At 62.8% G+C, this 17,113-nt stretch carries 13 protein-coding genes; 10 read left to right on the top strand and 3 right to left on the bottom strand.

What is annotated here, in order from left to right; all coding sequences use genetic code 11:
• Positions 1 to 193 precede the first annotated feature (193 nt).
• From brnQ to ACP8IT_RS09015, 9 genes are all read left to right on the top strand, one after another.
• Positions 194 to 1,621 carry a branched-chain amino acid transport system II carrier protein gene (gene brnQ / locus ACP8IT_RS08975; protein WP_490289941.1) on the top strand — a complete coding sequence of 476 codons (1,428 nt, stop codon included), beginning with the start codon at positions 194 to 196 and terminating at the stop codon, positions 1,619 to 1,621.
• Positions 1,622 to 1,813: 192 nt separating this feature from the next.
• Complete coding sequence (locus tag ACP8IT_RS08980; RefSeq protein ID WP_490289942.1) at positions 1,814 to 2,833, top strand: LLM class flavin-dependent oxidoreductase; 1,020 nt, start codon at positions 1,814 to 1,816, stop codon at positions 2,831 to 2,833.
• Positions 2,834 to 3,021: 188 nt separating this feature from the next.
• On the top strand, positions 3,022 to 4,542 hold the full coding sequence (locus tag ACP8IT_RS08985; RefSeq protein WP_023017116.1) for an ABC transporter substrate-binding protein: 1,521 nt from the start codon (positions 3,022 to 3,024) through the stop codon (positions 4,540 to 4,542).
• Entirely contained in the window at positions 4,539 to 5,504 is a 966-nt protein-coding gene (locus ACP8IT_RS08990) for an ABC transporter permease (protein ID WP_490289943.1), read from the top strand. The genes ACP8IT_RS08985 and ACP8IT_RS08990 overlap by 4 nt, the downstream gene beginning before the upstream one ends.
• A complete protein-coding gene (locus ACP8IT_RS08995) occupies positions 5,501 to 6,322 on the top strand; it encodes an ABC transporter permease (protein WP_005278043.1) in 822 nt (273 codons plus the stop codon). The genes ACP8IT_RS08990 and ACP8IT_RS08995 overlap by 4 nt, the downstream gene beginning before the upstream one ends.
• Positions 6,319 to 7,767: an ATP-binding cassette domain-containing protein gene (locus ACP8IT_RS09000; RefSeq protein ID WP_284624367.1), complete on the top strand. Its 1,449-nt coding sequence runs from the start codon at positions 6,319 to 6,321 to the stop codon at positions 7,765 to 7,767. Before ACP8IT_RS08995 ends, ACP8IT_RS09000 begins: the two co-directional genes overlap by 4 nt.
• Before the next feature lie 60 nt (positions 7,768 to 7,827).
• Positions 7,828 to 9,519 carry an FUSC family protein gene (locus tag ACP8IT_RS09005; protein WP_490289944.1) on the top strand — a complete coding sequence of 564 codons (1,692 nt, stop codon included), beginning with the start codon at positions 7,828 to 7,830 and terminating at the stop codon, positions 9,517 to 9,519.
• A gap of 141 nt (positions 9,520 to 9,660) precedes the next feature.
• Complete coding sequence (locus tag ACP8IT_RS09010; protein WP_490290602.1) at positions 9,661 to 11,460, top strand: BCCT family transporter; 1,800 nt, start codon at positions 9,661 to 9,663, stop codon at positions 11,458 to 11,460.
• Positions 11,460 to 11,840 carry a hypothetical protein gene (locus ACP8IT_RS09015; RefSeq protein ID WP_023017110.1) on the top strand — a complete coding sequence of 127 codons (381 nt, stop codon included), beginning with the start codon at positions 11,460 to 11,462 and terminating at the stop codon, positions 11,838 to 11,840. Before ACP8IT_RS09010 ends, ACP8IT_RS09015 begins: the two co-directional genes overlap by 1 nt.
• A gap of 2 nt (positions 11,841 to 11,842) precedes the next feature.
• Here the strand turns inward: ACP8IT_RS09015 and ACP8IT_RS09020 are convergent, their stop codons facing one another.
• Positions 11,843 to 13,219, bottom strand: a complete 1,377-nt coding sequence (locus tag ACP8IT_RS09020) for a M20 metallopeptidase family protein (RefSeq protein ID WP_490289945.1) — start codon at positions 13,217 to 13,219, stop codon at positions 11,843 to 11,845.
• Between the two features lie 157 nt (positions 13,220 to 13,376).
• Here ACP8IT_RS09020 and ACP8IT_RS09025 point away from each other — a divergent pair, with 157 nt between their 5' ends.
• Complete coding sequence (locus tag ACP8IT_RS09025; RefSeq protein ID WP_237800943.1) at positions 13,377 to 14,366, top strand: HNH endonuclease signature motif containing protein; 990 nt, start codon at positions 13,377 to 13,379, stop codon at positions 14,364 to 14,366.
• Between the two features lie 399 nt (positions 14,367 to 14,765).
• On the opposite strand, the gene efeB is transcribed toward ACP8IT_RS09025, so the two are convergent.
• The gene (efeB, locus tag ACP8IT_RS09030) at positions 14,766 to 15,992 is read right to left on the bottom strand and encodes an iron uptake transporter deferrochelatase/peroxidase subunit (RefSeq protein ID WP_490289946.1); all 1,227 of its coding nucleotides are present in this window, start codon (positions 15,990 to 15,992) and stop codon (positions 14,766 to 14,768) included.
• Positions 15,992 to 17,113: an EfeM/EfeO family lipoprotein gene (locus ACP8IT_RS09035; RefSeq protein ID WP_490289947.1), complete on the bottom strand. Its 1,122-nt coding sequence runs from the start codon at positions 17,111 to 17,113 to the stop codon at positions 15,992 to 15,994. The genes efeB and ACP8IT_RS09035 overlap by 1 nt, the downstream gene beginning before the upstream one ends.

Below are 17,113 nucleotides of genomic sequence, written 5' to 3' on the forward strand. Positions count from 1 at the left end.
CGCCCCATCGCACCCGCGATGGGGCTTTTATTGCATTTTCACCATGCTTTGATTTCTCAACAGGTGGGCAGTAATATCTCATTACACGAATAGCCCCTATAGGGCTACAGAATTCGCATTCTCGTTCGCGTCGCCTGTCACCATGGCTCTCGGCGCGGCTAATGGTTTTAGTACGCAATGTTAAGGAGCCAGGATGGCTACCACCACCGCCTCAGGCACACCCAAGAGCAAGGCCACCGTTGTCATTGCCTCGCTCATGCTCTTTTCGATGTTCTTCGGCGCCGGCAACCTCATTTTCCCGCCCATGGTGGGCGTATCCGCCGGTACCAACTTCTGGCCCGCCGTGCTGGGCTTCCTCGCTGCCGGCGTACTCTTGCCCGTCCTGGCCATCATCGCGGTCGCCATTTCCGGCCGCTCCGTGCGCGACCTGGGCGCGAATGGCGGCGCTATCTTCGGCGTGGTCTTTTCCGCCATGGCCTACCTGTCCATCGGCGCTTTCTACGCGCTCCCGCGCACCGGAGCGGTCTCCATGGAAACGGCGATTACTCCCCTGTTGGGTTGGGAAGGCACCCTGGCCAGCGGTTTATTCAATACTGTCTTCTTCCTCATCGCGTTAGGCCTTGCGTGGAAGCCCAATTCCATCATCGATACGCTGGGCAAATTCCTCACCCCGGCCCTGGTTGCGCTGCTGGTCATCCTCATTACCTTGGCCGCGCTGAATCACCCGCGCGATCCCCAGATGCCGACCGACGATTACGTTTCTTCCCCCATGGTCACCGGCCTTTTCGAGGGCTATAACACCATGGACGCCATCGCCGGCCTCGCCTTTTCTATCGTCATCGTGGGTTCCCTGCGCTCTAAGGGCTTTAAGACCCAAAAGTCCCTGGTGAAGGGCACCATCACCGCGGCGCTCGTCGCCGGCGCCCTGCTTGCCGCTATCTACTTGGGGCTGGCTTGGGTGGGCCAGACCTTACCCAATGGCCAGTCCTATGATTCCGGTGCGCCGCTGCTTGCCGAGGCCGCCAATCTCACCATGGGTACCTTCGGCCAGGCCCTCTTCTCCGCCATCGTCGTCCTCGCCTGCCTGACCACCGCGGTGGGCCTTATCACCGCGACCTCCGCGTTCTTCGAGATGCTGGTGCCTAAGACGACCTACCACCTGTGGGCCTGCATCTTTACCGCGATGTCCATCCTCTTCGCCTTCCAGGGCCTCGACACCGTGTTGTCCATTGCGGTGCCGTTTATCACCTTCCTGTACCCACCGGCTATCTCCCTTATCCTGCTCACGCTTATCCAGCCGGCGGTCAAGAATTCCGTCGTGTTCTACTGGACCTACCGCCTTGCCCTGTGGGCATCGGTCATCTGGTCCGCCCTGACCGTCATTTCCGCGCAGGGTTGGGGCACTGCCGCCTTGGATCCCATCTTGTCTTTGGCGCCTGGCCAAGCGGTGGATCTGGGCTGGATTATGCCCACCGTCATCGCGGCCGTCATTGGCCTGATTGTGGATATCTCCACCAAGGCCGGCGAGAAGCACTCCAACTCCGTGACCGCGGCTGCCGATGCCGACGGCGACGCCGTCGTCGATTCCCCGCTCGATGCAGCGGCATCGCCAAAGAGCTAAGCTCTCCCTCTCCTTTCACACCCCGCCGTGGGCCCGCATTCCCCGGGTTCCACGGCGGGGTTTCTGTCTGCGGTTCAATTCAGCTTGGGTCGCCGGGATGCGCATGGTCGCGCGAAAAAGTACGGAATAGCCCCGCCCCGCGCACCGTTGCACTATAGGTACTATCCCCGCGAGAAAAAGGATTATTTTCCCATGACTGATCACGCGCCACTTTCCGTATTGGACTTTTGCACCATCTATGACGGTGAAACCCCTGCCCAATCCATTAACCGGTCGGTGGAATTGGCCCAGGAAGCCGAAAAGCTGGGGTATTCCCGCATGTGGTACACCGAGCACCACAATATGAAGTCCATTATGTCCTCCGCGCCCGCCGTCCTCATCGCGCACATCGGCGCTAAGACGGAGCGCATCCGGTTGGGCTCCGGCGGCGTGATGCTACCTAACCACTCGCCGTATGTCATCGCCGAGCAATTCGGCACATTGGAGGAGATGTACCCAGAGCGCATCGACCTAGGTGTCGGCCGTGCCCCCGGCACGGACATGAATACCTTGGGCCGTGCGCTGCGCCGCGATGGTCAATCCGCCGAGCGTTTTCCAGAAGACGTCAAAGAGCTCAACGCTTATCTGGAGGGCAAGGCCTATATTCCTGGGGTCAGCGCGGTTCCCGGTGCCAATACGAACGTTCCTATCTATATTCTGGGCTCGTCCATGTTCGGCGCTTCGCTCGCGGCAAAGCTCGGCCTGCCCTACGCCTTTGCCTCCCACTTCGCCCCGCAGCACCTCGAGGAAGCAACGACCTACTACCGGGAGAACTTCCAGCCTTCCGAGCGGTTTAGCAAGCCCTACGTCATCGCCGGTGTCAACGTCACCGCCGCCGATACTATGCAAGAGGCAGAAGCTGAGTACGAGCGCGTGTGCTTTAACCGCGTGAAGTCTTTCGCCGGCCGCGGCAAGTACTTGCCCGACCAGCAGGTAGAGCAGATCATCGAGTCCTACCAAGGCCAGCAAATCCTGGACATGCTGCGCTACTCCGCGGTTGGCACCACCAAGGAAGTCACCGAATACCTGGAGAAGTTCCAAGAGCACGCCAAGGCCGATGAGCTCATGATTTCCCTGCAGTCCAGCTCGCACGAGAACGTCATCAAGAACATGCACGTATTGGCCGAGGGCTGGCAGCTCGATCCCGCCAACGTGGCGGGCACCCCGCGCTAAACCCCGCCTCGCTGCGCTACACAGCGTCGCGTTGGGCTGCCCTCGGTCTCAACGCTGGCCGCGCGGTGCCACCGAATCCGCCGCACAACAATCCGCTGGGATTGCCCTAATTTATGGCAATATATGCCTCCCCCCGAATGGTTTTGGGGCATTTATGTGTTGAGTAACACACAAGTTATTCTTCATCTATGAAAATTTTGCGTGCGCGCTCAGCGCTGGGCTGTCTCGCGGTGGCGACAGCGCTGGGCACGGTAACAGCTTGTTCAGCGGGCCATACGGCGGTGGTAGATACCTCCGGGAACGAAGCCGCCCTGACGGTGGCGTCCAGCTCGGGAGCCACCTCGCTCGACTTCACCACCACGAGTGGGGCCGCCGCGCCCTCGGTGCTGATGGATAACGTCTATGAGACCTTGGTGCGCATCGATGAAGACGGATCCATCACCCCAGGCTTGGCCAAGGACTGGGACATCAGCGAGGATGCGAAGACCTACACCTTCCACCTGCGCGATGACGTGACTTTTTCCAACGGCGATCCCTTCACCGCGCAGACCGCCGCCTTTTCCATTAATTACGTCAAAAATGACTGGGCCAACGGCATTTCCTCCGCCATGGACCCGGTCGACAGCGCCACCGCGGTCGATGACCACACCCTCAAAGTGCGCCTGGCTAAGCCCTCCAACGGCTGGCTGTGGTCCATGGGCACCACCATCGGCGCGATGATGTCGCCTAAGGGCATGGACGATCTCGCGGCCCAGCCCATTGGCACCGGCCCCTACGAGGTGGCGGGATTCTCGCCCTCGGAATTCGTCTCCTTGCACAAGCGCGAGGATTACTGGGGCACGCCGTCTGCGCACGATGTCACGGTGCGCTACTTCCCCGATGCCATTTCCTCGGTCACCGCGCTGCGCTCGGGCGGCGTGGACGTCGTCTGGGGCGTGGGTAACCCGGAAATCCTCGATTCCCTGGATGATTCCATCGATACCAACGTAGGCACCACCAATGGTGAGGTCCTGCTATCGATGAATAATGACCGCGCCCCCTTCGACGATCCGCGGGTGCGGCAGGCCGTGGCCTACGCCGTCGACCGCAAGGCGGCCAATGACATCGTCTGGTCTGGCATGGCCACCGATACCGGCGGCGCGCCCATCCCACCTACCGATCCGTGGTTCGAAGGCAAGAATTACTACGACTTCAACCCGGATAAGGCCCGCTCGCTGCTTGCCGATGCCGGCGCCCAAGGCACCCCGCTCACCATCACCGTGCCTACGCTCTACTATGCCCAGGCCATCTCCGAGCTGCTGTACTCGCAGCTTTCCGATGTCGGATTCGACGTCACCCTCGAAACCGCCGAGTTCCCTGCCGTGTGGCTGGGCCAGGTCCACGGCGCTAAGGACTATCAGATGTCGCTTATCTCCCACGTGGAGGCCCGCGATGTTCCGGCGCTTTTTGGCAACCCGGATTATTACCTGAATTATGATTCCGCCCGCACGCGCGAGCTGCTCGAAAAGGCCGATACCGCGAAACCTGAAGACTATCCCCGCCGCATGACGCAGGTCGTGGACCAAATCATGGCCGATGCCGGCGCGCTGACCGTGATGAATATGCCGAATGTCGTTCTAACGCGCCACGGCATTAGCGGCTTGCACACCGATCAGGTCACCGACGCCATCGTATTGCGCGATCTCACCGACGACAAGGAGGACCAATGAGTACCTCTCGGGCCCAGGCCATAATCCGGCCGCTGCTGCGCTTTGTGCTCACGCTTTTTCTCGCCTCCCTCATTATCTTCGCGCTCATGCGCGCCGTGCCCGGCAACCCGGCGCGCGTCGCGTTGGGCGTTAATGCCACTGAGGACGCCATCGCCGAGCTCAGCGCAGATCTCGGCCTCGACCGGCCGCTCATCGCGCAATACGGCGAGTGGATGAAGGGCCTCGCTACCGGTGATTTTGGCAAGTCGCTGTCCTCGCAGCAGGACATCACCCCTCTGGTTGTGGACCGCCTGCAGGTCACGCTCATCCTCATCGGCCTGGCCATAGCCTTGGCGCTGGCCTGCGCGATTCCCATCGGCATGTGGCTGGCGCATAACCGCAATTCGCGGGTTGCCGGCCTGGTCTCCGCGGGAACGCAGTTGGGCATCGCCGTGCCAAGCTTCTTGGTCGGTATCATCTTGGTGGCCATCTTTGCGGTCCACCTGGGCTGGCTGCCGGCCAATGGTTGGGTGCCGCCCAACCGCGGCGTGGGCGATTTCCTGCGCCACCTGATCCTGCCGGTCATCGCGCTGGCCCTGGTCCAGGGCGCCATGCTCACGCGCTATATGCGCTCCTCGGTGCTCGACGTTATGGACCAGGACTATATCCGCACCGCGCGCGCCCTGGGCGATTCCCCGCGGGAGGCCCTGCACCGCCACGGGCTGCGCAATGCCGCGCTGCCGGTGCTGACGGTGTCTGGCCTGCAATTGACCTCGATGGTGGTAGGCGCCGTGGTCATTGAATCCGTCTTCGTCATCCCCGGCGTGGGTTCCATGCTGCTCGATGCGGTCTCCGTGCGCGATCTGACCACGGTGCAGACCCTCGTCATGCTGCTGGTCACCTTCGCGCTGGCAGTAAACATGCTTACCGATGTCGCCTACCGCCTCATCGACCCCCGAATCAAGGCAGGTGACGCGCGATGAAAATGCGTTTTTCTGGTTGGCTAGGTGCCGTGCTCGTCGGCGCGGTCGTCGTAATCGCCCTCGTATCGCTGGTGTGGACGCCGTACGATCCCACCCTCGCCCAGCCGGGCAGCCGGCTATCCGGCCCCACCGCGGATCACATCCTGGGCACGGACCGCTTCGGGCGCGATACCGCCTCGCGCATCATGGCGGGCGCGAAAATCACGGTCTTCGTAGGGCTAATCGCCGTCGGTATCGCCGGGCTCATCGGCATCCCGCTGGGAATTCTCGCGGGCATGCGCCGCGGCACCTGGGTAGAAGCGGTGGTCATGCGCGGCGCCGACGTCGTCATCGCCTTCCCGGCGCTCTTGCTCGCCATCATCGCCGGCGCGGTCTGGGGCCCATCGACGTTGACTGCCATGATTGCCATCGGTATTTCCGGCATCCCGTCCTTTGCCCGAGTGGCGCGCTCTGGCACGCTGCAGGTGGTCACGCAGGACTATATCGCCTCCGCCCGCATCTCCGCTGTGCCGGGATGGAAGGTTGCGGTGCGCCACGTGCTGCCGAATATCGCGGGCCTTATCATCGTCCAGGCTTCGGTGTATTTTGCCCTCGCCATCCTCGCGGAGGCGGGCCTGTCCTACCTCGGTTTGGGCACCCCTCCCCCTGCTGCCTCGTGGGGCCGCATGCTGCAGGATGCCCAGTCGCTGCTGAGCACCGATCCCCTCCAGGCCCTGTGGCCGGGCCTCGCCATCGCCGCCACGGTCTTGGGCTTTAACCTGCTTGGCGATGCCCTCCGTGACGCCCTCGACCCCCGTATGAAAGGAGCCACGCGATGAGCCTTTTAAGCGTGCGCGATCTCAGCCTCAGCGCCTCTGAATCCTCCCTCGTCGGCCCGATTAGCTTCGAGCTCGAGGCTGGCGAAAAACTCGGGATCATCGGCGAATCCGGCTCCGGTAAATCACTGACCGCGCTATCCATCATGGGCCTGCTGCCCACGGGCATTTCCGCCACCGGCGAGGTCACCGTGGCCGATCATCAGATCATCGGCGCGCGGGATTCCGCCATCCGCCCGTTGCGCGGAAAAACCATGGCCATGGTCTTCCAAGAACCCATGAGCGCACTGGATCCCTTGATGCGCATTAGCACCCAGCTCACTCATGCCGGCGCGTACGATATCGCCGCGGCCCTAGAAGAAGTCGACCTCGACGCCGGGCTCGCCTCGCGCTTTCCCCACCAGCTATCCGGCGGGCAGCGCCAGCGCGTGCTCTTAGCCATGGCCATGGCGGGAAGCCCCGACATACTCATCTGCGACGAGCCCACCACAGCCCTCGATGCCACCACGCAAGACGGGGTCCTCCGCGTCATTGAGCGCGTGACCGAACAACGCGGCACCGCCCTGCTTTTTATCACCCACGACCTCAACGTCATCCAGCGCATGTGCCCGCGGGTGCTGGTCATGCGCGATGGTTACATCGTGGAGGAAGGCCGCACCGAGCGCGTGCTCACTCAGCCGCGCCACGCCTATACCCAAGAACTGGTCTCGGCCTCGCAGCCGCCCAACTTCGCCCTTGCCCCGGCGGGTGGGGAGAAGGAAGTGGTGGTGCTGGAGGGCATCGGCAAGCAGCATGGCTCCCAGGCCGCGCTGGCGGGGATCGATCTCCGCGTGCGCCGCGGCGAGCGGCTCGGCATCGTCGGTGGCTCCGGTTCCGGCAAAACCAGCCTGCTGAAGATCGTGGCGGGGCTAGATGCCCCCACCTCTGGAACTAGCACCGTGGACGGGCGCGTGCAAATGGTCTTCCAAGACCCGCAAGGTTCGCTGAACCCGCGGCTAAAAATTTGGAAATCCATCGCCGAGGCCATGCCCGGGCGCCTGCCCAAGTCCGAGCAGCGCGAGCGCGCCGCCGCCGCGTTGGAAGAGGTGGGCATGTCCGGCAAGGCGCTCGACCGCTTTCCCCACGAGTTTTCCGGCGGGCAGCGCCAACGCATCTCCATCGCCCGCGCGCTGTGCGGCGAGCCGGATATCCTGCTTGCCGATGAAGCCGTCTCCGCCCTCGACATGTCCGTGCAAGCCCAGGTGCTGGAATTGCTCGCCCGCCTCATCGAGGACCGCGGGCTGACCCTGCTTTTTGTCACCCACGACCTCTCCGTGGTGCGCGGGCTCTGCGATAGGGTCGCCGTGCTCAACCGCGGCGAGCTCGTCGAACACGGGCCCACCGAGCGCGTGTGGTCGAAGCCCAAGAGCGACTACACCCGCCGGCTCATCGCCGCCGCTGGGCAATAAGCTCGCGCAGCGTAGGGTGGTTGCGGTAGAAGTTTCTAACGAAAGGAGTCCCGCAGGCTCGTGAGCACCGACCACCCTATCCCGCAACGCCCCAGCACCACCCAGTTGCTGACCGCTTTTAATACCGCCTCCGTGCGCTGGCCCGGTGCCCTGCGCGCGGCCTTGGCGCTGCTGCTTCCCGGCGCCTTCGCCCTGCTCACCGGCCACGACTACGCCATCCTGCTGCTGGCCACCGGCGCCTTTGCCGTGATTTTCGGCGAGGGCCACCCCTTTCGCACCCGGCCCCGCGTCATCCTCACCGCGGGCCTGGCCCTGACCACCGTGGCGACCGTGGGCGTGCTGGTCGGCCACCTCATTTTCGTCCCCGGGCACGGGCACTGGTGGCTGCTGCTCGCCGGATTCTATTCCCTCTTGCTCGCCGCGCTCTGCGGTTTTACCCAGAACGCGCTGCGCCTGCCGCCGCCGGGCGCCTTCTTCCTCGTCTTGGTCGGCGGCGGTTCGGTGATGCTGGCGCGGACGGATACGAGCGTCGGCCAGCTGTTCTTCTGGTCCCTAACGGGCGTGCTGGCCAGCCTGATTCTGGGCATGGCGCCCGCGCTCATTGATGTGCACGGCCCCGAGCGCCGCGCCGTCGCCGGCTTGGAAAAGGCCACCGCGGCGTTTGTCTCCGGCGAGGACGATTCCCTCGCGCGCCACCACCAGGCCCAAACGGCGCTGTCGACGGCCTGGCAAGCGCTTGCCGATGCCGGCATTATCCGCGGTGGCCGCATCATCAACTCCGCCGCCGCGGGCCTGGTGGATCGCACCTTGCAGGCCCAAAGGCGCATCGTCGCGCATAACCGCGCGCTGGATTTGGGATCTTCTTCGGATCTGCTGACCGATTACGCCACCGATGTGGATCCGCACCGCACCGCCATCCCGCACACCCGCCCCACCGGGCGCTACCGCATCTACCGCGCCGCGGTGCGGGACTCGCATGCCATGGTGACCACACAAAAGATCGTGGTCTCCGCCGCCATCACCACGATGGTCAGCCTGTCTTTAGGTTTTGACCGCCCAGACTGGGGCGTGGTCTCCGCCTTCCTCATGCTGCAGTGGGGACCAGACCACGTTGCCGGCACCGTCCGCGGCATCCACCGCATGGCCGGTTCCATCGTCGGCGTCATGCTGTTTTCTATCTTCCACTACTTCGGCGTGTCCGGGTGGAGCCTGCTGCTAGCCCTCGCCGCCTGCCAATTCTGCGCGGAGATTTTCGTGGCCAAGAACTACGCCATCTGCGTCATCTTCTCCACCCCGCTCGCGCTGCTGATGGGCAATTCCGCGCAGCGCCCCCTCTGGCCCACCATCCAGGCGCGCATCAGCGAGGTCCTCATCTCCATCATCGTGGCCACCATCGTGCTGTGGTTCTGGCAGCGCTCCGCGCCCGTCCGGAACCAGCACCGCCTGCAAACCCGCGCCATGGAATCCATGTCCACCCTGCTCGGGCTCCTGTTTATCAATACTCCCGAAGAGGTCCTCGCCAGCCGCCGCGACCTGCAATACGAGCTGCTATCCGAGCGCCGCGCCATCCAATCCCTCGCCGCCGATAACCCCGCCACCGCGCGAGAATTGTGGCAGCGGCACATCGCCATCCAGCACGCGGGCTATTTCTTGCTCGACTATTGCTCCACGCACCCGTTCAGGATGGCAAGCAGGGAGGAGCTAGATGGCATCGTCAAGCAGATTCACGCCGCGCATGCCCAACCGCGCTAGCTTGTGGAATGCGCTGTGGTGCTGAACAATTAGGTCGGACCCCGCCGATCTAAGGACACCGTGACTTCTTCCTCCCGCGCCTACAAGCGCTCCCTCGAACCGCACGATAAGGGCAGCGCCGTCGGGCTCTACCCGCACAATATGCACCCCGGGCTGGTGCCTGGCATCAGCGTTGAGGACCAACGCAACCGCTTCGGCCTGGATAAATCGTTATTTTCCATCACCGCCTTCCTCATCGTGGCCTTCATTATGTGGGGCATTACCATGCCCGATAACCTGGCCGCCGCCTCCTCCACTGCCTTTAACTGGGCCATCACCAATACCGGATGGTTGCTCAATATCACGATGCTGCTAGCCACCGTGACCATGGCCTATATCGGGTTCTCCCGCCTCGGCCGCATCAAGCTTGGCACGGATACGGAAACGCCCGAATTCAGCTACTTCAGCTGGGTAGCGATGATGTTTGGCGCCGGCATCGGCGTCGGCATCTTCTTCTACGGCCCATCCGAGCCGCTATCGCACTACCTCAGCCCTCCCCCGCACACCGTGGATAATGGCAGCTCCGTCGAGGCACTGCACCAGGCAATGGCCCAGTCGCACTTCCACTGGGGCATTTCCCCATGGGCGGCCTACGCCTTAGTCGGCGCGGCCATTGCCTATTCCTCCTACCGGCGCGGGCGCGTTCCCCTCATTTCTTCCATCTTCCAGCCGCTCTTCGGCTCCCGTGCCACGGACGGCCCGCTGGGCAAGCTTATCGATGTCATGGCGCTTATCGCCACCCTCTTCGGCACCGCCGCTACCTTGGGGCTTTCTGCTATTCAAATCGGCCAGGGTGTCAGTATCATTCGCGGCGCGGGCCCCATGACCAATTCCGCGCTCATCATCGTCATCGCCGTGTTAGGCTGCGCGTTTATTATCTCCGCGGTCTCCGGCGTCGCGCGCGGCGTGCGCTATCTGTCCAATTTCAATATCACCTTGGCCTTGGGACTTATTGCCTTCGTCTTCTTGGTCGGGCCCACCCTATTGCTGCTGAACCTGATTCCTTCGGGCATCGTGACCTATATCGATCAATTCCTGCCCATGATGGCCAAGGGGCTGTCCTGGGGCGATGAGACCATAGAATTCCAGTCTTACTGGACGGCGTTTTACTGGGCCTGGTGGATTGCGTGGACGCCGTTTGTTGGCATGTTCGTCGCCCGCATCTCCCGCGGCCGCACCATTCGCGAATTCGCCGCCGTGACCATTTTCGCCCCCACCGCCATTTTGGCGCTGGCTTTTACCATCTTTGGCGGCACCGCCATTACCTTCAGCCGAGATGGCGTAGAGGGCATCGACGGTGAATCCTCCAATGAACAGGTGCTCTTTTCGATGTTCCAGGATCTTCCCCTTGGCACCATCACCCCCTTTATCCTTTTGGTCATCCTCGCGGTCTTCTTTGTCACCTCGGCTGACTCCGCATCCGTGGTCATGGGCACCATGTCCTCCAAGGGCGATCCAACCCCGAATAAGCTCATCGTCATCTTTTGGGGCCTGTGCATGATGGGAATTGCCATCGTCATGCTGTTGACCGGCGGCGAAGACGTGCTCACGGGCCTGCAAAACCTCACCATCCTGGCAGCGCTGCCCTTCTGCCTCGTGCTGTTGACCATGATGGTGGCGTTCATCAAGGATCTGCGCTCTGATCCGATGTTTATCCGCCGCACCTATGCTCGTTCGGCGATGGACAATGCGGTCATGCGCGGCATCGCAGAGCATGGCGATGAATTCGAGTTCTCCGTCCAGCACGCCGAAGACGGCCGCGGGGCCGGCCATGACTTCGATTCCGCCGCAGACCGCTACACTGAGTGGTACCAGCGCACGGACGAAGAAGGTCGAAACGTCGATTATGACTTCGAAACCGGCGAATGGTCCGATGGCTACGACCCAGAGGAGGAGAAGTAATGGGTCTTCCCAGCGACGTCGTCCTCGACGGCTACACCCTCATAGAGCAGCACGAGATTGACCACGAATTCTTATTGCGCGGATCGCCGCTTAGCACGAACACTCCCCTGCTCTTCGCACTCACCATCGTCGGCATCGTACTCGTGGCTGCCAGTTTATTTCTACGCGGGCGCGGGCGGATCATCGCCGGTGTACTGGGCGCGGTGCTCGCAGTAAGCAAGCTGTGGTGGATGCCCTTCGCCTTGGCGCGGCGCTTCGATGACGGCCAGGTCTTCGGCTATACGCTCAAGTACTTCCCGCAGTACTGGCCGGTAGCCTCCATCATTGTCGGCGCCATCGCGCTCATCGGCCTCGGCTCTGCCGTTATCCGCCGACATTAACATTATTTCTGCACGCCGGCGGCCTCGCGCATGGCCTTGGTCTGCGCGGAAGGGTGCTCGTTTTCGGTGGCCAGTCGCTCGAAAGCCACGGCGGCGAGCGCCGCCGCTTGCATGCCGAGCACGGAGTCATCAAAACGCATCATCGGCGAGTGATTCCACTCGCGCTGGTTTTCGGGCGTCGAAGGGTTGGCCGTGCCCATCCACATAAACGTGCCCGGCACTTGGGAAAGGACATAGCCGAAGTCCTCGGACGCCATCATAGGGGCCTCGAAGGGCTGCATGTTTTCCGCGCCAAACATCTGCCCCCACAGCGTGGCAGCGAATTGGTTCTCCCGCGGGTTCGTCTTGGTCGTGGGATACAACACCTCGAAATCCACCTGCGCGGTGCACCGGTGTGAGGCAGCCACCGAGCTAGAGACCTCGGTGATCATTTGGCGGACGGCGTCGATCTTTTCATCGCGAAGCACGCGCACCGTCGCCCCCAGCGCCGCGCGATCCGGAATGGCGTTATACGCACCATTGCCCGCCCATAGGTTGGTCACGGTGATCACGATGGGCTCCAGCGCGTCGAAGCGGCGCGTCAGCGCGGTCTGCAGTGCCATCTGGATTTCCGCCAGCGCCGCGACGGGGTCGATGGCATCGTGCGGGCGGGACCCGTGCCCGCCCTTGCCCAGCACCGTAATGGTCAGGTTGGACGAGCTTGCCATCATCGGCCCGGGAACATAGTGGAACGTACCCCGGTCCTGCGGGCCCACGTGCAGGCCGTAGGCGGCGATTGGGCGTCGGCCAGCGGCATCAAGCACGCCCTCCTCGATCATCGGCTGCGCACCGCCCGGGCCTTCCTCGCCGGGCTGGAACATAAAGGTGACATCGCCATGCAGCTCCTCACTGTGCTCACACAGCATGCGCGCGGCCCCAATCAGCCCCGCGGTATGCAGGTCGTGGCCGCAGGCGTGCATGTATTCGTTGATCGACGCAAAGGGACTGCCGGTCTGCTCATGCACCTCCAGCGCGTCCATGTCCGCGCGCAGCAGCACCGAAACCGGCCGCTCGCCGCGCTTGCCACCGCGCAGCACCGCCACCACGGAGCTAAGGTCCTGCCCCACATGGATCTCCAGAGGCAGGCCCTCAAGCGCCTCAAGGACCTTTTGCTGGGTGCGCGGCAGGTGCAGCCCGATTTCCGGGTGGCGGTGCAAATCGCGGCGAATTTCTTGCAGGTCCTCCACCATGTTTTCGCCCATGTCCTGAAAAATCTCCGTCGCCGGTTGCTTACCGATGCGCGCCCTTGTCACCGGCAGCGGCGGCAACTCCTGCGCCTGGCGCGGGACGGACTTACGTCCGGGGTGGTTGGGGCGGACAATTTTCGTGGGATCAGTCATGTGGGCTCCTTTACTCGCTGTCGTATTCGACAATACCGCAGGTTATCCACAGGGTGAATGGGCGTCGAGGCGTCAGGTGTGACGCGTGGGGCGAGTTATCCACAGGCGGGGCGACGCAGGCTTTCCCGCGGGTGGACGGTGGCTTAACCTCGCAGGCATGACCCGCTTGCAAGACTACGCCCGCCAATTAACCTCGCCGATGGAGCTTCTCGGCGAGGTCTTCGGCCTTGCCGAGGCGGACCTGCGGCGGCTTGGCATTTCCCGGCAGGAATCGCGCGAATTGCTGCTGCTTGCCGATGCCTACTTCGGCCCCACCTCCTTTACCCGCCGCCAGCGCACGTGCCGGGCGACGAAGCACTGCTTAACCACGCTCAAGTTGATTGAAAAATACGTCTCCCGCACCAAGACGAAGCGGGATGCGTGGGCGCTGCGGGCAGAGTTGTGTGGAACTTCGGGGGACATCGACAAGCTGGCGCGCACTCGGCTCAAGGAAATGTATCCTCCCCGCCAGCCCCAGCGCGGGGTGCGCATGACCCGGCGCAAAGGCGGGCCCTCCACGCTGTCTATTACTGGAGATTCCGATTTCATCGCCGACCTGCACTCCACCATTGGGGAGGATTCCCCGCTCGAGGCCGTCGACCGCATCTTCTTCCGCGGTGGTGCCACGCGCCCGGTGGCTAGCACCAATATCGTCATCCACCTCGATGAGCTGGATGAGATATTAAATGGTGGCGGCGAAGAGGTCACGCTGCAGATGACCAACGGTGCCGAAATTTCCGGGGCCAAGTTGGTGGAGAAAAAGCTTGCCGAGGTTGGACTTGTCACCCTCATCCATCCCTTCGAGGGCCCGGTCAACCTCTATAGGACCTCGCGGTTCGCCTCTGAAAAGCAGCGGCTGATGGCCGCTGCCGAAAACCCCTCCTGCCCGTGGGCGGAGTGCAATTATCCGGCCGATAAATGCCAAGTCCACCATCTCCAGGCGTGGAAGCACGGCGGCGAGACGAATATGGACAACCTGACCATTGCTTGCCCCTACCACAACGGCGTCAACGACGATGACCCGCACGCCCCGCCGGTGCGCGGCCGCCTGCATCGACACCGCGGCCGCATCGAATGGCTTCCGCCCTGGGCCTCGCCGCCCAGCTAGGTGCCGCCTTTACTTAATTCGATTGAGCCGGGCCCGAGCAGTTCTGCGGTTCCTAAGTAAGTGGCACCTTTTCCTACCGTTGCTCTTCTCATTGCCGCCGATAGCAACCGCTGGTTTAGCGGTTGCCGGTTTGGCATGCCATAAGCCTTCTACCCTGTGGCCCGTATGCTGTGAGACCCGTGCGCCGTAAGGCTTGTGCACCGTGGGAACCGAATGCCAAGAGACTCGGCCACCATGGGATCTAGGGGCCCTGGGATCTTTGTGCCGGGAGAACGGTGCACCCGGAGACCCTGTGCCGACGGTGCCTTGTGGTGTGCCTCCATCGCTGGGTGCTAAGTCAGGGCCTTGGCGCGGTGATAGATGTTCGCGAGCGACCAGTGGCTAGCTGGGTAGGAGGTTTTAGGCTTCGAGGAGGCTGCGGCCGAAATAATCGGATTCATTGGTGATGCCGGGAAGCGCATAGAAGTAGCCGCCGCCGTAGGGGCGGATATAATCAGCCAGCGGTTCGCCTTCGAGGCGTTTTTGCACCGTAATGAATTGTCGTTCCAGGTCCTGTTGGAAGGAGATGAAGACCAGCCCCACGTCGAGGGTGCCATTATCGCGCACGCCGTTGTCGTAATTATAAGCGCGGCGCAGCATAAGTTGGTCAGCGGTTTCTGGGGTGCGGGGGTTGGCCAGGCGGATGTGGGCATCGGTGGGAATGACATCGCCAGTGGCGTCATCGAGGTAATCCGGCTCGGCGTGCTCGCCGCCGCCCGATAGCGGGCCGCCCGTTGCGCGGTCGCGGCCGAAGATTTGCTCCTGCTCGGCGATGGAAATGCGATCCCAAAACTCGGTGTACATGGCAATAAGCCGAACCGCCATATAGCTACCGCCCGCGGCCCAGGCAGGCTCATCCGAACCGGCCCATACGAGCGAATCGTAGTCATCGGGGTCAGGATTGACGATGCCATCCTTAAACCCCAAATGATTGCGCTGCGTGCCCGATGGCCGCGGGGAATTCATATAACCATTTTGCCGCCAGCGCACCGCCACATCGCCGCGCGTATGTCGCAAGATATCGCGCAGCGCGTGGAGAACGGTATCGCGTTCATCGGCGCAAATCTGCAAGGCTAAGTCACCGTGGCACATTTCTTCTTGCAGGGAGTCATCGGCAAATGCTTCCATCGCGCGCAGGTGGGCGGGCTTGTGGGCGGCAAGGCCGAAGCGGTCATCGAAAAGCGAATCGCCCACCGCGAGGGTGATGGATAAGTGATCGGCCGGCAGCTCTGGGCCCAGCTCGCCCGAATCCATTGCAGGGTAAGCAATGCCATCGGGCGCGGGAGTGCCACCTGCGGTTAAGATGCGCGCCCTCTCACTTAGCGTGCGCAGGAGCTTGTCCAAACGGGCTTTTGTCTTGACCTGCACGTCCAGCGCCACTATTTCCGAGTACTTCTGCGGGGGATTGATGATGCCTTGCTGGTGTTCGCCGTGAAAATCCAGCGCGCCCGGGCGATCCAGTGAATCGGTGGATTCCAGCGGAAGCGAGGTGGGCTCGGCTCCTGCTCCCGAGGCTGCGCCGACGGCCGCGGAGGCGGCGAGGCCAGACAAAAAGGAGCGTCGGGAAAAGTTAAACGGGCACGGCACTAGTTCATCCTCCGGATAACGGTCATGGTGGCAACCGGGGCGAGCAGCTCATTCGCCTTGGCGACGCCCGCCTGCAAGCGCAAGCGGTCCTCCTGCGGCCAGTCCGCAAAAGCGACGCTAGACGCACCACCGTATTTATCGTCGAATTCCTCAGCAAGGGCGTCCAAGTCCGCGAGCTGATCATAGATGGGAGCGGTGTCTAAACCGCGATCCTCGACCAAAGAGCGCACGGGATCCATCGTCATCCGCGTCGATGTAATAACCCCGCGCAGGGCGGCAGGCAGGGCATGGGCGCCGAAATCGCGCTCGCCGCGCAAATCAAAACGTTCGAACTCCTCCATCACCTCATGCGCGCGCAGCCCATAATCCGGGGCGGGGATGGCGAAATGGGCGGTATCGAGGGCGTGGGCGGTTTTATCGGTGGCATCGGCAAGCGCGGTGGCGGGCAGGGCGGCATCGCTAGGCGGGCGATTGGACCACAGGATGCGCTCGATGTCTTCGTAACCCTCCAAATCCGGGCCCGGCCACTCCGCGCTGGAATCGTCGAAGGAACGGTAATACTCCAGGTAGTCGAGGTAGGCGGCTTTGGCGGCGGAGCGGGAGGAGGAGGTGGCATCGGCAAGCGCATGCGCGCGCTTTTGCAGCTCCGGCATGCGCTCTTTCTGGTTTTCTGCCTGCTTGATGGACACCGCGGCGACCTCGTGATCCGTAATGGGAACCATCTTGGGCGCGTTGCTCACCGTGGACCCCGTTACCGTGAAGGCATCCGACTCCACTGCGGAATCGTTGTGAAATACGCAGGTCAGGTGGTAGGTTCCATCCTCTAGCTGCGGGTTCCACTCGCGGACAGCGGGAGTGCCGACGCGCTCGAGCACCTGGTAGGCATTGCCCTTGTCATCGGAAACGTAGACCGTGAGGGCGAGCCCGGTGGTGTTATTGATCTTCCATTTCGCCTCACCCTGCACGTCCTCTGGCGCCGGGCAGGAATACACATCGCGCACGGCGAGCTCGCGCGTGGGTTGCTCGTCGCTGTGCCCGGCGAGCCTCGCCTGGGCAGCCGTTTGCGGGATGGAAAGCCCAACGGCGAGCGCGAATGCGGTGGCGAAACGGGAAATCTTCAT

It is taken from the genome of Corynebacterium sp. LaCa_23 (genome assembly GCF_058182375.1).